We start from the raw sequence: 13,757 nt of genomic DNA, 5'->3' as shown, positions 1-13,757 counted from the left end.
CCCATGTACAAGGACCTGCAGTTCCCGATCCTGATCGTTCACCGGGCGATCAAGGCTGACAGCGTCGCCGGTGAGCGCGTGCGTGCCATCGCTGCTGAATTGGCCCAGGACGGCTTCACCATCCTGGCCGCCGCCGACCACGCCGAAGCGCGCCTGGTCGCCGCTACCCATCATGGCTTGGCCTGCATGCTGATCGCCGCTGAAGGGGTCGGCGACAACACTCATCTGTTGCAGAACATGGCCGAGCTGATCAGCCTGGCGCGTCTGCGCGCGCCAAACCTGCCGATCTTCGCCCTCGGCGAACAGGTCACCCTGGAGAACGCCCCCGCCGAGGCAATGAGCGAGCTCAACCAGCTGCGCGGCATTCTTTACCTGTTCGAAGACACCGTGCCGTTTCTCGCCCGCCAGGTCGCGCGGGCTGCACACAACTACCTCGATGGCCTGCTGCCGCCGTTTTTCAAGGCATTGGTGCAGCACACCGCGCAATCGAACTATTCTTGGCACACCCCCGGCCACGGCGGCGGGGTGGCTTATCGCAAAAGCCCGGTGGGGCAGGCATTCCACCAGTTCTTCGGCGAGAACACGCTGCGTTCGGACCTGTCGGTATCGGTGCCCGAGTTGGGATCCTTGCTCGATCACACCGGCCCCTTGGCCGAGGCTGAAGCACGCGCTGCGCGCAATTTTGGCGCCGATCACACCTTCTTCGTGATCAACGGCACCTCGACGGCCAACAAGATCGTCTGGCATTCGATGGTCGGCCGTGACGACCTGGTGCTCGTCGACCGCAACTGCCACAAGTCCGTGGTGCACGCGATCATCATGACCGGCGCCATTCCCATTTACTTGTGCCCCGAGCGCAATGAGTTGGGCATTATCGGGCCGATTCCGTTGAGTGAGTTCAGCGCTGCGTCGATCCAGGCCAAGATCGCCGCCAACCCGCTGGCCACAGGCCGACCGGCGCGGATCAAGCTGGCAGTGGTAACCAACTCGACCTACGACGGGCTGTGCTATCACGCCGGGATGATCAAGCAGGCGTTGGGTAATAGCGTCGAAGTGCTGCATTTTGACGAAGCCTGGTTCGCCTATGCCGCCTTTCATGAGTTTTTTGCCGGCCGTTACGCCATGGGCACGCCGCGCAGTGCCGACAGCCCGCTGCTGTTCAGCACGCATTCGACCCACAAGTTGTTGGCCGCCTTCAGCCAGGCGTCGATGATTCATGTGCAGGACGGCGCCACGCGCCAGCTCGACCGCGACCGCTTCAATGAAGCGTTCATGATGCACATCTCAACCTCGCCGCAGTACAGCATCCTGGCCTCGCTGGACGTCGCCTCGGCGATGATGGAAGGCCCTGCTGGACGTTCGCTGTTGCAGGAGATGTTCGACGAGGCACTGAGCTTTCGCCGCGCCCTGGCCAACCTGCGCGAGCACATCGCTGCCAATGACTGGTGGTTCAGCATCTGGCAGCCGGAGCGTGCCGAGGGCATCCAGCACATTACCGCCCAGGACTGGCTGTTGCAGCCCGGTGCGCCCTGGCATGGCTTTGGCGAGGTGGAGCAGGACTACGTGTTGCTCGATCCGCTCAAAGTTACCCTGGTCATGCCGGGGCTGACGGCTGGCGGCGCGCTGGGTGCGCATGGCATTCCGGCGGCGGTGGTGAGCAAGTTTCTCTGGGAGCGTGGGCTGGTGGTGGAAAAGACCGGGCTATATAGCTTTCTGGTGCTGTTCTCGATGGGCATCACCAAGGGCAAATGGAGCACTTTGCTAACCGAGCTGCTGGAGTTCAAGCGCCACTATGACGCGAACAGCCCCTTGAGCGTCAGCCTGCCGAGCGTGGTGGCGCAGGCGCCGATGCGTTACCAGGGGTTGGGCCTACGTGATCTGTGCGGCCAGTTGCACGAGTGTTATCGCAGCAATGCCACGGCCAAGCAGCTCAAGCGCCTGTTTACCCGTTTGCCGGAGGTGGCCATCACCCCGGCGCTGGCCTATGACCATCTTGTGCGCGGGGCGGTCGAGGCAGTGCCGGTCGAGGCGTTGCTAGGGCGGATCTCGGCGGTGATGCTGGTGCCCTATCCGCCTGGTATCCCATTGATCATGCCAGGCGAACGCTTCACCGAAACGACGCGCTCGATCCTCGATTACCTGGCCTTCGCCCGCGCGTTCGACCAGGGCTTCCCCGGTTTTGTCGCCGATGTGCACGGTCTGCAAAGCGAAGACTGTGGCCAAGGGCGCATCTACACGGTCGACTGCGTCAAGGAATGCGGATGATTTCCACGCCGCTTTGCGCCAGTTCGAAACGGTCCTCACCCAAGTGGTTGACCCGGTCACCGATGGCCAGGCGATAGCTGCTGATCGGCGCGCCAAGCACGCTGCCATCGGCCTGGAGGGTCGACTCCTGGAACTCATGGACGGGGTAGATACGGCCTTCGGCGTCACGGGCGTGGAATTGGCCGACCAGTACTGCTGCCATTTTGGGGGGAAACCTCTGAAAAATGTAGGAAATGTCTGCAGACATAGACCAGTGAAACCCTTGGGAAGTTTTCTATCAAGAGGAAAAAAACCTCGGCGCCGAGGAACGGTCATCTATAACTACTAGGTCCATCAGCCAGCAGAGGGTGTAAATCGCCATGAGCCAGGTGTTTTCGGTAGCAGTCGTGGTCGGCAGCTTGCGCAAGGAATCCTACAACCGCAAGGTGGCCCGGGCCTTGAGTGAGCTGGCGTCCTCCAGCCTTGCCCTGAAAATCGTCGAGATCGGCGACCTGCCCCTGTACAACGAGGATGTCGAGGCCAGCGGCGCGCCGGATGCGTGGAAGCGCTTTCGCGACGAGATCCGCCGTAGCGATGCGGTGCTGTTCGTCACCCCGGAGTACAACCGCTCGGTGCCGGGTTGCCTGAAAAACGCCATTGACGTGGGCTCGCGGCCGTATGGCCAAAGTGCCTGGGGGGGGAAGCCAACGGCGGTGGTGAGCGTCTCGCCGGGGGCGATTGGCGGGTTTGGCGCCAACCATGCGGTGCGTCAGTCGCTGGTGTTTCTCGATATGCCGTGCATGCAGATGCCCGAGGCGTATATCGGTGGGGCGGCGAGCTTGTTCGAAGAGTCTGGCAAGCTCAATGACAAGACTCGGCCATTCTTGCAGGCGTTTATCGATAAGTTTGCTGCCTGGGTGAAACTCAATCGGGCCGTGTGAGTCGTTGATCTGTTATCGCGGGGCAAGCCCGCTCCCACGCCAATTACCTCATGCCTGAGGCGTGGCGTGGGAGCGGGCTTGTCCCGATAGCGTCAGAAGTGACGGCACAAGATCAAAATGCCTGCGGCATATCACCCTTGGCCAAGCGTCGGTTGATGTCGGCAATCACCTCTGGCAAGTCATTGATGGTGTCGATCAGGTAGTGCGGGCGCGAGCCTTCAAACAGCGCATGAATACGCTTGCGCTCACTTTCGAGCTTCTCGGCACCAAGCGCCTGGTAGCCTTCCCAGGTCAGCCCCAGGGCATTGCCCGAGCACACCAGCGCCACGGTCCACATGCCGGCGCGGCGACCTTCGAGAATCCCCGGCACGGTGTCGTCGACTTTTACGCACGCCGCCACATCATCGATGCCCAGCGCGATCACGTTGGCCAGGGCCTGGGCCGGCCAGGGGCGGCCGTTGGGGGTCTCATCGGTGGCCACCACGTGGTCGGCGATATAGCCGTTTTGCTTGGCCAGCTCCACCACCTTGTCCATCACCACTTTCGGATAACCCGAGCACGAGCCGATCTTCAGGCCATCCTGGCGCAGCCCGGTCAGGGTCTCTAGCGCCCCTGGGATCAGCGCCGAGTGCACGGCGATCTTCTCGATCTGCAGCGGCATGAAGCGGTTGTAGATAGCTGTGACATCATCGTCTGTCGGCGTGCGGCCAAACACGTTGCGATAGCGCTCGGCAATCGCCGGCTGGTCGCACAGGGTGCGGATGTGGTCCCACTTGCCCATGCCCATCGGGCCACGGGCTTCTTCGATGGACACCTCGACATCGAATTCGGCAAAGGCCTCGACGAAGATCTGGGTTGGCGCGAAGGAGCCAAAGTCGACCACGGTGCCAGCCCAGTCAAGGATGGCGGCTTGCAGGCGGGTAGGGTTGCTGTAGTTCATGTCCAGTAATCCTTCAAAGGTAGAGGCAAAGTCAGATGTCCAGCACTTCCATTTCCCGCAGCACTTGCGCCACGGCATCGACGGCGGCCTGCATGCCATCTGCGCCAACCACGCCGATGCAACCGACGCGGAAGGTTTCGACCTGGGTCAGCTTGCCCGGGTAGAGGATGAAACCCTTGGCCTTGACCCGCTCATAGAAGTCCTTGAACTGGTAGCGCGGGTCGTTGGGGGCGTGGAAGGTGACGATGATCGGCGCCTGGATTTCAGTCGGCAGGAAGCTTTTCAGGCCGATCGCCGCCATGCCCTCGAGCAGGGTCTGGCAGTTGTCCGAGTAGCGCTGATGACGCGCCGGCAGGCCGCCTTCTTCGTTGTATTGCTGCAAGGCTTCGTGCAGGGCGGCGACCACGTGAGTCGGTGGGGTGAAGCGCCATTGGCCAGTCTTGGCCATGTAGCTGTGCTGGTCGTAGAGGTCCATGGCCAGCGAATGGGCGTTGCCTTCGGCGTCAGCCAGGGCACTCTTCTCGGCGAACACGAAGCCCATTCCCGGTACGCCTTCCAGGCACTTGCCGGAGGCGGCGATCAGCGCTTCGAACGGCACCTGGCGAGCATCGATCGGCAGCGCGCCGAAGGAACTCATGGCGTCGATGATCAAGCGCTTGCCGTGGCGTTTCACGACCTGTGCGATCTCGGGCAGCGGGTTGAGGATGCCGGTGCTGGTCTCGCAGTGGATCAGTGCCACATGGGTCACGGCCGGATCGGCTGCCAGCAGGCGGTCGACGTCTTCGGCGGTGGTCGGTTGGTCTTCGGCGGTCTCGAAGGTGCTGAAGTTGCGCCCCAGCACGTTGCAGATCTTGGCCAGGCGCTGGCCATAGGCGCCATTGATCAGCACCAGGACCTTGCCGTCACGCGGCACCAGGGTGCCGATGGCGGCTTCCACGGCGAAGGTGCCGCTGCCTTGCAGCGGCACGCAGTGGTGGCTGGCGCTGGCGTCAAGGATTGCCAGGAGCTGCTCGCAGACACTGGCAGTCAGTTGATTGAAGTCGCGATCCCACGAGCCCCAGTCCACCAGCATGGCTTGGCGGGTACGGGCGGAGGTGGTCAGTGGGCCGGGGGTCAGCAGGATAGGGGCGTTGCTCATACCGGAGTTCCTCGCAAGCGGCGGGTGGTCAGCGAATAAGTGGGTGCTGAAACTACGGGTGCTAGGTTGCAATTGGCCTTGTCATCAATCAAATTGTTTGTCGTTATGCCAGCCATAAGTCAGGCCGATAAATATGAACCTGTTCCAGCTCCGCGCTTTCGATGCCGTCGCCCGCGAAGGCAGTTTCACCCGCGCCGCCGCCCGCTTGTTCATCAGCCAGCCGGCAGTGACCGGGCACGTCAAAGCGCTAGAAGAGCATTACCAGATCACCTTGCTGCGACGGACCGCGCGCCGGGTCGAGCTGACCGAAGAGGGCACGCGCCTGGCAGCCATCACCCGGGCCATGTTCGGCCTGGCGGAAGAGGCGCAGGCGATGCTCGAAGCCAATCGCCAGTTGCTGACCGGACGGTTGGAGGTTGCCGCCGATGGGCCGCACCGGGTGATGCCGATGCTCGCCCAGCTGCGTGCCCGCTACCCTGGTATCACTGTCAACCTGCGCCTGGGCAATGCCCAGGAAACCTTGGCAGCGCTGCTTTCGGAGCATGCCGACGTGGCGGTACTGACCGAGGTCGAGCCGCGCAAGGGCTTGTACTTGCAAAGTTTGGGAGACTCACGCCTGTGCGCGCTGTTGCCGGTCGGTCACCCGTGGGCCGACGATCAGGGTGAGCTGCCCTTGGCCGATCTCGATCGGCAGATCATGGTGCTGCGCGAACCCAGCTCGATCACCCGGCGCACCTTCGACCAGGCCTGTCGCGAGGCCGAGGTCAGCCCGCGGGTGTTGCTCGAACTGGACAGCCGCGAGGCGGTCACCGAGGCGGTCGCCGCCGAGCTTGGCATTGGCATCGTCTCGTCGGTTGAAGTGGCGCACGACCCACGGGTGGTGGCGCGGCCGATCAGCGGGGCGGGCCTGGTCAACCGGCATATGATCGGTTGCCTGGAACGGCGCCGCGAGCTGCGCTTGATCCAGGCCTTCCTGGGGCTGGCCACAGATCTTTGAGCCATGCTGACGAATACCGCGCAGCGGCCTAAGATGGCCGACTCCGAGCAACCTGGCGCTGGACGGCCGATGAGCGAGAAAGACACCATCTCCATGCAACTGGTGCGCGAAGCGCTATTGCAGACCTGCCCGGCGGGCCAGCCCGACACCGGTGTGCTGCTGCGCGCAGGCATCGATCCAGCGCAGCTGGAGCAGGCAGAGGCGCGGGTCTCTGCCAATGCTTACGCACGACTCTGGCGGCTGCTGGCGCGGCGCTGCAACGATGAGTTCTTCGCCATGGACCGGCGCGGTTTGCCTAATGGCAGCCTGGCTTTCATGACCCGCGCGGCGATGGCCCAACCGAGCCTGGGGGCGGGGCTGGAGATTGCCCTGGGCTTTCTTTCGTTGATGCTCGACGACTTGCAACCGAGCCTGGTACGCCAGCAGAGCCTGGCCGAGATCGTGATCAATGAACCGTGCGAGCAGCCGCGCCGGGCATTTACCTATTTCACCTTCTGGATGATCGTGCACGGCGTGGCCTGTTGGCTGGCCGGGCGGCGCATTGCGATCCTGGCAGTCGACCTGCGCTGCGCCGAGCCGCCGTTTTGCGATGATTATCGAGTAATGTTTTCGGAAAACCTGCAATTTGATCGGCCACGTACACGCATGATCATTACCGGCGATTGCCTGGACCTGCCCATCAAGCGCTCGGCGCAGGAGCTACAGCGTTTCCTGGCCGAGGCACCGGGCAATATCCTGGTCAAATATCGCGATCCGGCCAGCCTGGCCAGGCGTATCCGCGCTGACCTGCTAGGCCTGGATCCGACGCAATGGCCAGACGCCGGTAGTCTGGCCCGGCACTTGTGTCTGTCCAGCGCTACTTTGCGCCGGCGATTGGCCGAAGAGGGGCAGACTTATCAGGGCCTCAAAGACAGCGTGCGTCGAGAGCTGGCGATCGCTTGGCTAGCCCAGGCCGAGCCGAGCCTGGGGGACATTGCCGAGCGTCTTGGCTTCGCTGATAGCAGTTCGTTCTACAAGGCGTTTCGCAAGTGGTTCGGCTGCAACCCAGGGCACTATCGGAGCCTGGTCCATAGCCGTGGGGACGAGCTGCCCTAGGCGGTGTGCTTTCCCGCTGATCGAGGCTGTTGAAGCGCCGCACTCTAGGTGGTTCATCAACCGAACAGTGCTGATCATGGAACAGAACAACACCGATACCCAATTTCAACGGGCAACTGATGCATTCATCGTCCACACACTGCCCGATTGGCTCAAAAAGGCCAGCTTCAATCAGTTTCAGGCACTGCGCAGCAGCTTTGACAATCATGTGCGCAGCCAACAACAGGTTCACTCGGCATTAGCCGCGCTGCAGCCCCCGAACAGCTTCGCCAAGCCGGTATTACAGCAGGCTTTGCGTTCTTCCTCCTTATCGCTGTCGGTCGACTTCGACAAGGCCCAGTGGCGTGAGGAGCGGCGTCATCTGCGCGCGGATGCAACCGGGCCGCAGCAGTACCGCTCGTATTTCGTGCATACGCCAGCTGTGCAGGTCTTTCTGCAGAATTTCAAACAGGATGAAGCGTTTTTTGAGCAGACTGCCCTGGTTTATCCGGCCGATAGCTCGACCGGCGAGGCGGAACAGGTGCTGACCAACGACAGCACGGAGTTGGTCAATCTTTGTCGGACAGTAGATCTCGGTGGGCAGTACCAGGAGCATCTGAATACGGTCTTCACCCCAGGCTTACTCACTGCGCTGAGCGAGGACAAACGCCTGCAACTGGCGTTGGCAATCGAGGTTGCGTTCTTGAAGAAGCAGTTGTCTTCAGCCGACATCGATATGCTACGTCGGGTAGTCAACGGGCAACCTGCCACCCATGCGCAAAGCGACCGGGTGCATGCCGGAGCCCTGAAAGTGTTGGACTGTCGTGTCGAAGGGGCTCTTGCGTTCGAGCGGCAAGGGATCGTGCCCATTCCAGGACGTGTGCCGCAGATCAGCGTGGAGGGGGTGGTCCTGTACTTACCTGGGGATCGCCAGCAATCGCTGCGGGCCTTCACCTCTTGGCGTGAAGCTAGCCTGACTCTTGGCACACTGCTGCGTGAAGAGGGTTACCAACAGCGCTTCAGTCGACGAATTGGTCTATCGGAGCGGGCAAGCTTCTTGGGGGTGTTGCAGCTTCGTCTAAAGGATCCACAGACGGATGCTACGGCTTCCTGCCAGGTAATCCACGACCCGCTGTTCCATACCTTGGCCGAGCAACAGGTGCAACGCATCCGAGACAATGCGCGTTTTCTTGCGGTACCGACCGCGCAGATCAATGCCCGTGCCAGCGCCGACCAGTTGCGCAACTTGCAAACGGTCGGCGTGAACCTACTCAACCTAGCCGGCTTTTTCGTCCCGGTTGTCGGTGCACTGCTGGCTGCCGACTTGGTTGGCCAGACCGTGTCACAGGTCTGTGAAGGTGCTTGGGACTGGAGCCAAGGCCATCAGCACGAAGCTATCGAGCACTTGCTCGGGGTTGCCGAGACCGTGGTGGTGGCGGCTGCCGTGGCGGGCGGCGCGACGTTGGTTGCGCGGGCCTTCAAGCGCAGCGCTGTGGTTGACCAACTGCTGCCGATAGAGAACGACGCGGGTCAGCCGCGACTGTGGTCGGGCGATCTACGCCCGTATGCCGTCCTTGCTCCGCCCGGCGACCTGATGGCACTCGAGAACGGCCTGCTGGCCAATCAAACAGGCCATTGGTGGCGAAATGGTGATACCTACTATAGGGTCAGGCCTGTGCCCAGGCGCAGTGCTTGGCAGTTAGTCCATCCCCAAGGTGAGGCCAGTTTTGGGCCTTTGCTTGAGTTCAACGGCGAGCGATGCTGGCGCTTGACGAGCGAGCAACCGCTTGCCTGGCAGGGTGAAGGTTTGTTGCTGGGGCGGCTATGGCCGCCCGCCGCTAGCTTGTCGGCAGCACGTGTCGAGCACATTTTGAAAGTCGCCGATGTCGATCAAGACTACTTGCGCGGGTTATTGGTAGAAAACCGGCCAATGCCGGTGGCTCTGCGCGATACCCTGGAGCGGTTTGCCGTGGATGCACGAGTCCATGCGTTCTTCAAGCAGTTGGCCGACGGCCAAGATTATGACCTGGAGCTGTTTGGCTGGTGCAGCGACTATTTGAAGCTCGATGCGTTGTCGGTCGAGGAGCAGAAGGCTGATTTTCTCGACAATGCTGCTGAGCTTGGCGAGCGACTGTTCGAGCATTTCAGCGTCAAGTACCTGCCACAAGACCCTCTGCTGAGCCTGATCCAGAAACATTTCAAAGGATTACCAAGCGCCTATGCACTGGACGTCCTCAAGCTTGCCACCGATGAGCAGCGCCGGAGCATGCTCACGCAAAACCGCATCCCTCTGGCGGTTGCCGAGCAAGCGCGTGCGCACTTGCAGTTGGCGCAACTGACGCGCATGCGTGAAGGCTTGTACCTGGACGCCAGCTATCAACCAGGGACTGTACAACTGGCGTTCGCTCTGTTGCGTCAGTATGGCGCCTTGACCGGGCCAGAAGATCTGGAATTGCGGGACAAATCCGATACCGGACCGTTACTGGCCAGATTGTATCCGGACAACGACCCGCAGAAGGTCAGTGCGATTTTGGTGCGACGCGCAGGGCGTTTTCTTTGCTACAACCGGGATGGATTTAAACACCCACTGGAATTGAGTGAGCCCGAAGGCTTGCCAGAGGCGTTGGCTGCGCTTCTGTCCGCTGCTGATTGCACGCGCCTGAACTGGCAGGGGGCCACGGCCCGTGAGCGCATCATCAATGATCTGCGCAGCTGGCTGCCCTCGGGGAATCCGGCGCTTGCGCAGTTGGTAGGGATGGCAAAGATCAAACCATGGCACAGCCCTATGCAGCGACTGGCCGATGGGCGGCTTGGGTATTTGCTCAGTGGTCGCGGCCAGGGTGGTCATCCTTCGCGGCGTCTGCTCATGCGCTCTGCGCGTGCACTTTATCCGAGCTTCAACGACCGTGACCTTGATCGCTTCGTGGCACTGCTGTTGGAGAATCCTGAGACCGCCTATCTCAACATGGCTCAGCAGTTCCAGCAGTACCGCCAGCTTGACCAATCGCTGGTGGAGTGGGTGCAGCAAGAGCGTGCGACCACTCGGTACACGCGACGCCGACACGTTGCGACTGAATTACGCCGTAGTTGGCAGCTTCAGGGGCAACGGTTGCTCAACAGATCCGGGCAATTGGCCGGTGTTCGCCTGAGCCTGATTGGGTTGGATATCGCAAGCCTCCCGACCTTGCCGGCCGATACCGACTATGGCCACGTGACCGACCTGACTATGGTGGGGTTGAATCTTCATGCCATTCCTAGTGGATTCTTGCGTTGCTTCTCTCGTCTGCGATGGCTCAATCTGAACAGTAACGCGCTAACTGGCATCCCTGATGATATCGCGCAGCTGACCAGCCTGGTGGAGCTGCGCATGGCGCGCAATCGGATTCGCATGACCCAGGCGTCTGCCGATACCGTTCGTGAGCTGTATAGGCTGCAAACCTTGGACCTGAGTTTCAATCCACTGGGTGCAATCAGTCTACGGTTTCGGCAGCTATCACGTCTGCGCGAACTCAGCTTGCGCCAGACGGGTCTGCAAAGTGTACCCGAGGGGTTGGAATGGTGTGGGATGCTGGAGTTGGCCGATCTTCGTGATAACCAGATCGCTCAGGTGCCGGAAACTTTGCTCACTGCCTCTGCGCAAACCCGACAAGCCTTGGAACTGCGCGACAACCCGCTGGCGGTCGATGTTCGCCAGCGCCTGTATGCCCCTGAGCCTGCGCCTCAGATAGTACAGTCTACCGCTGTTGAGCCTTCGCCAGTCAGGCAGACATGGCTTGCATCCTTGCAAGAGGCCCAGCGCCCAGCGTGCGAAGCACGCTGGGATGCCCTGCATGCAGAGGCCAACAGTGAAGAGTTCTTCCGCCTGCTCGATTTATTGACTGATACCAGCGATTTTCAGCATGCCCGTCAGGACCTGAGTCGGCGCGTGTGGGCTTTGCTGGCGGCGATCAGCGATAACAGCGTGTTACGCGCCGAAGTATTTGAGTTGGCCGCCGCGCGGGGGTGTGTGGATCGCTTGATCTCGTGTTTCAGCAGATTAGAGATTCGCATGCTGGTGGCCCAGGCGAGCTCGGCGAGTGAACAGCTATCGTTGCTGGAGTTGGCGCGTGGCCTGTTCCGGCTGGACGAAGTCGAGCGTATTGCCCGTTTGGACATCGAACGGCGCATCACCATGGAAACCGATAGGCTGCGTAATACTGGCTTGTCAGAGCAAGACGCCGCCACGCGAGGGCGTGAGCGGGTGGATGAAATTGAAGTCAGCTTGGCTTATCGCATTGGTCTGGCCCGTACCTTGAACCTACCGGGCCAGCCGCGCACGATGCAGTTCGGGCAGATTGCCGGAGTGACTCAGCAGCAGCTAAGCAACGCCGCCGCACAGGTGAGATGGGCGTCAGCCACCAATGATTTGGTTAGCTACATCAGCCAACGGGATTTTTGGATCGATTACCTGCGCCGCGAATACGCAGTGCAGTTCGAGCAGGTCGCGCAGCCGTTCTGGATTCAGCAAGAGGCACTGCAAGGTTTACCGGAAGGTGAGCTGCTCAAACGCAGTGATGAAATCGCCAAGGCGTTCAAACAGGCCGAGGCTGACCTGATTTTGAAACTGACCCGCGAGGTCATGCGTAGCTGGCATCCAGCCGATTGAACCTGCGTCATAGCGGCCAAACCGCTCATCCCGATTGAGCGGTTTGGCCATTGCCGCGAACGGCGTGCGGCGACAACATCGTCAAACCGATTGTGCTACTCCAACAATAAGAAACCAGGAGTCTGACGATGCGCGATTACGCCGAGGCCGTCCGTTCGTTCGAACACGCCAAAGCCGCAGAGGCGGCCTTGCACGGCAATCTGAACGCCCTCAATGCCTGTGTCGAATGCTGTGATCGACACACCGGCAGCAACTCCCTTGCCCTCATCTACGAAGATCGTGATGGCAATGGCCAGCGCTTTAGTTTCGAGCAACTGCAGGCGCAGGCTGCGCGTTTTGCCAACGTGCTCAAGGCCAAGGGCGTCATTGCCGGTGACCGGGTCGCAGGGCTGATGCCACGCACCCCTGAGCTGCTGATCACGATTCTGGCCACCTGGCGCCTGGGCGCGGTCTATCAGCCGCTATTCACCGCTTTCGGGCCAAAGGCGATCGAGCACCGACTGGAGCAGTCGCAGGCCAAGGTGGTCATCACCGATGCCAACAACCGGGCCAAACTCGATGAGGTGGCTGACTGCCCTTCGATCATCAGCGTCAATGCGCGTGCCGGCGATGCTGATTTCCAGCAACTGCTGGCGTCGGCCGAGCCTGAATGCGCGCCGGTGCTGCGTCGTGGCGATGATCCGTTTCTGTTGATGTTCACTTCCGGCACCACCGGCCCGGCCAAGCCGCTGGAGGTGCCGCTGCGCGCCATCGTTGCCTTCCAGGGCTACATGCGCGACGCCATCGAGCTGCGCCCTGAGGATAACTTCTGGAACCTGGCCGACCCAGGCTGGGCTTATGGCCTGTATTACGCGGTCACCGGGCCGCTGGCGCTGGGCCACGCCACCACCTTCTATGATGGGCCGTTCAGCGTCGAGAGCTGTGCGCGGATCATCAACAAGCTTGGCATCACCAACCTGGCAGGTTCGCCCACCGCCTATCGCTTGCTGATCGCCGCTGGGCGCGAGTTCTCCGCGCCGATCAAGGGGCGTCTGCGGGTGGTCAGCAGTGCTGGCGAGCCGCTCAACCCCGAGGTTATCCGCTGGTTTGCCGATGAGCTCGACGTGACCATTCACGATCACTACGGGCAGACCGAACTGGGTATGGTCCTATGCAACCACCATGGCCTGGCCCATCCGGTGCACCTGGGCTCGGCAGGTTTTGCCATTCCCGGCCATCGCATCGTCGTGCTCGATGAGCACAACAACGAACTGCCTGCCGGTGTCCCCGGCATCCTTGCGGTGGACCGCGAGCAATCGCCGTTGTGCTGGTTCGGTGGCTACCACGGCTTGCCGACCAAAAGTTTCGTCGGTAAGTACTACCTCAGTGGCGACACGGTCGAGCTCAATACTGACGGCAGTATCAGCTTCGTCGGGCGCAGTGACGATGTCATTACCACGTCCGGTTATCGGGTTGGTCCGTTCGATGTCGAAAGCGCGCTGATCGAACACCCGGCAGTGGTCGAGGCCGCAGTGGTTGGTAAGCCCGACCCGGAGCGCACCGAGCTGATCAAGGCTTTCGTGGTGCTGGCCAGCGGCGTGCAGGGTAGCCCTGAACTGGAAGAGACCCTGCGCCAGCACGTACGCCAGCGCTTGTATGCCCATGCCTACCCGCGTGAAATCGAATTCGTCAGCGAGCTGCCCAAGACCCCGAGTGGAAAGCTGCAACGCTTCATCCTGCGCAACCAGGAAATCGCCAAACAACAAGCAGCCCTGGCAGCAACCGCCAGCGCCTGAAGG

The 13,757-nt window shown here is 61.4% G+C and carries 9 protein-coding genes; 6 read left to right on the top strand and 3 right to left on the bottom strand.

The annotated features are described in order from the left end of the window. Positions 1–3 precede the first annotated feature (3 nt). Entirely contained in the window at positions 4–2,265 is a 2,262-nt protein-coding gene (locus tag OIU19_RS10410; RefSeq protein WP_264234932.1) for an Orn/Lys/Arg decarboxylase N-terminal domain-containing protein, read from the top strand. On the opposite strand, the gene OIU19_RS10405 is transcribed toward OIU19_RS10410, so the two are convergent. After that, positions 2,249–2,467: a hypothetical protein gene (locus tag OIU19_RS10405; RefSeq protein WP_186555749.1), complete on the bottom strand. Its 219-nt coding sequence runs from the start codon at positions 2,465–2,467 to the stop codon at positions 2,249–2,251. The two genes, OIU19_RS10410 and OIU19_RS10405, sit on opposite strands and share 17 nt — an antisense overlap. 157 nt (positions 2,468–2,624) lie before the next feature. Between OIU19_RS10405 and OIU19_RS10400 the strand changes: the two genes are divergently transcribed. Continuing rightward, positions 2,625–3,185 carry an NADPH-dependent FMN reductase gene (locus tag OIU19_RS10400; protein ID WP_186555750.1) on the top strand — a complete coding sequence of 187 codons (561 nt, stop codon included), beginning with the start codon at positions 2,625–2,627 and terminating at the stop codon, positions 3,183–3,185. A gap of 112 nt (positions 3,186–3,297) precedes the next feature. Here the strand turns inward: OIU19_RS10400 and phnX are convergent, their stop codons facing one another. Both phnX and OIU19_RS10390 read right to left on the bottom strand, forming a co-directional pair. Beyond that, positions 3,298–4,125: a phosphonoacetaldehyde hydrolase gene (gene phnX / locus OIU19_RS10395; RefSeq protein WP_264234931.1), complete on the bottom strand. Its 828-nt coding sequence runs from the start codon at positions 4,123–4,125 to the stop codon at positions 3,298–3,300. A gap of 31 nt (positions 4,126–4,156) precedes the next feature. Beyond that, entirely contained in the window at positions 4,157–5,263 is a 1,107-nt protein-coding gene (locus tag OIU19_RS10390; RefSeq protein WP_264234930.1) for a 2-aminoethylphosphonate--pyruvate transaminase, read from the bottom strand. A 133-nt stretch (positions 5,264–5,396) separates the two neighbouring features. On the opposite strand from OIU19_RS10390, the gene OIU19_RS10385 reads away from it, so the two are divergent. From OIU19_RS10385 to OIU19_RS10370, 4 genes are all read left to right on the top strand, one after another. Then, the gene (locus OIU19_RS10385) at positions 5,397–6,260 is read left to right on the top strand and encodes a LysR substrate-binding domain-containing protein (RefSeq protein WP_264234929.1); all 864 of its coding nucleotides are present in this window, start codon (positions 5,397–5,399) and stop codon (positions 6,258–6,260) included. A 69-nt stretch (positions 6,261–6,329) separates the two neighbouring features. Beyond that, positions 6,330–7,355: an AraC family transcriptional regulator gene (locus OIU19_RS10380; protein WP_264235132.1), complete on the top strand. Its 1,026-nt coding sequence runs from the start codon at positions 6,330–6,332 to the stop codon at positions 7,353–7,355. A 76-nt stretch (positions 7,356–7,431) separates the two neighbouring features. Further along, entirely contained in the window at positions 7,432–11,979 is a 4,548-nt protein-coding gene (locus tag OIU19_RS10375; RefSeq protein WP_264234928.1) for an NEL-type E3 ubiquitin ligase domain-containing protein, read from the top strand. Positions 11,980–12,107: 128 nt separating this feature from the next. Then, a complete protein-coding gene (locus OIU19_RS10370; RefSeq protein WP_264234927.1) occupies positions 12,108–13,754 on the top strand; it encodes an acyl-CoA synthetase in 1,647 nt (548 codons plus the stop codon). Positions 13,755–13,757: the final 3 nt, after the last annotated feature.

This window comes from Pseudomonas sp. BT-42-2 (assembly GCF_025847435.2).
Classification (GTDB): domain Bacteria; phylum Pseudomonadota; class Gammaproteobacteria; order Pseudomonadales; family Pseudomonadaceae; genus Aquipseudomonas; species Aquipseudomonas urmiensis.
This window is presented reverse-complemented; position numbering and strand designations above follow the sequence as displayed.

Coding starts and splice junctions, on each gene's coding strand:
- OIU19_RS10390 (WP_264234930.1), bottom strand. CDS start 5,263: ATGAGCAACGCCCCTATCCTGCTGACCCCCGGCCCACTGACCACCTCC.
- OIU19_RS10400 (WP_186555750.1), top strand. CDS start 2,625: ATGAGCCAGGTGTTTTCGGTAGCAGTCGTGGTCGGCAGCTTGCGCAAG.
- OIU19_RS10385 (WP_264234929.1), top strand. CDS start 5,397: ATGAACCTGTTCCAGCTCCGCGCTTTCGATGCCGTCGCCCGCGAAGGC.
- OIU19_RS10405 (WP_186555749.1), bottom strand. CDS start 2,467: ATGGCAGCAGTACTGGTCGGCCAATTCCACGCCCGTGACGCCGAAGGC.
- OIU19_RS10410 (WP_264234932.1), top strand. CDS start 4: ATGTACAAGGACCTGCAGTTCCCGATCCTGATCGTTCACCGGGCGATC.
- phnX (WP_264234931.1), bottom strand. CDS start 4,125: ATGAACTACAGCAACCCTACCCGCCTGCAAGCCGCCATCCTTGACTGG.
- OIU19_RS10380 (WP_264235132.1), top strand. CDS start 6,330: ATGAGCGAGAAAGACACCATCTCCATGCAACTGGTGCGCGAAGCGCTA.
- OIU19_RS10375 (WP_264234928.1), top strand. CDS start 7,432: ATGGAACAGAACAACACCGATACCCAATTTCAACGGGCAACTGATGCA.
- OIU19_RS10370 (WP_264234927.1), top strand. CDS start 12,108: ATGCGCGATTACGCCGAGGCCGTCCGTTCGTTCGAACACGCCAAAGCC.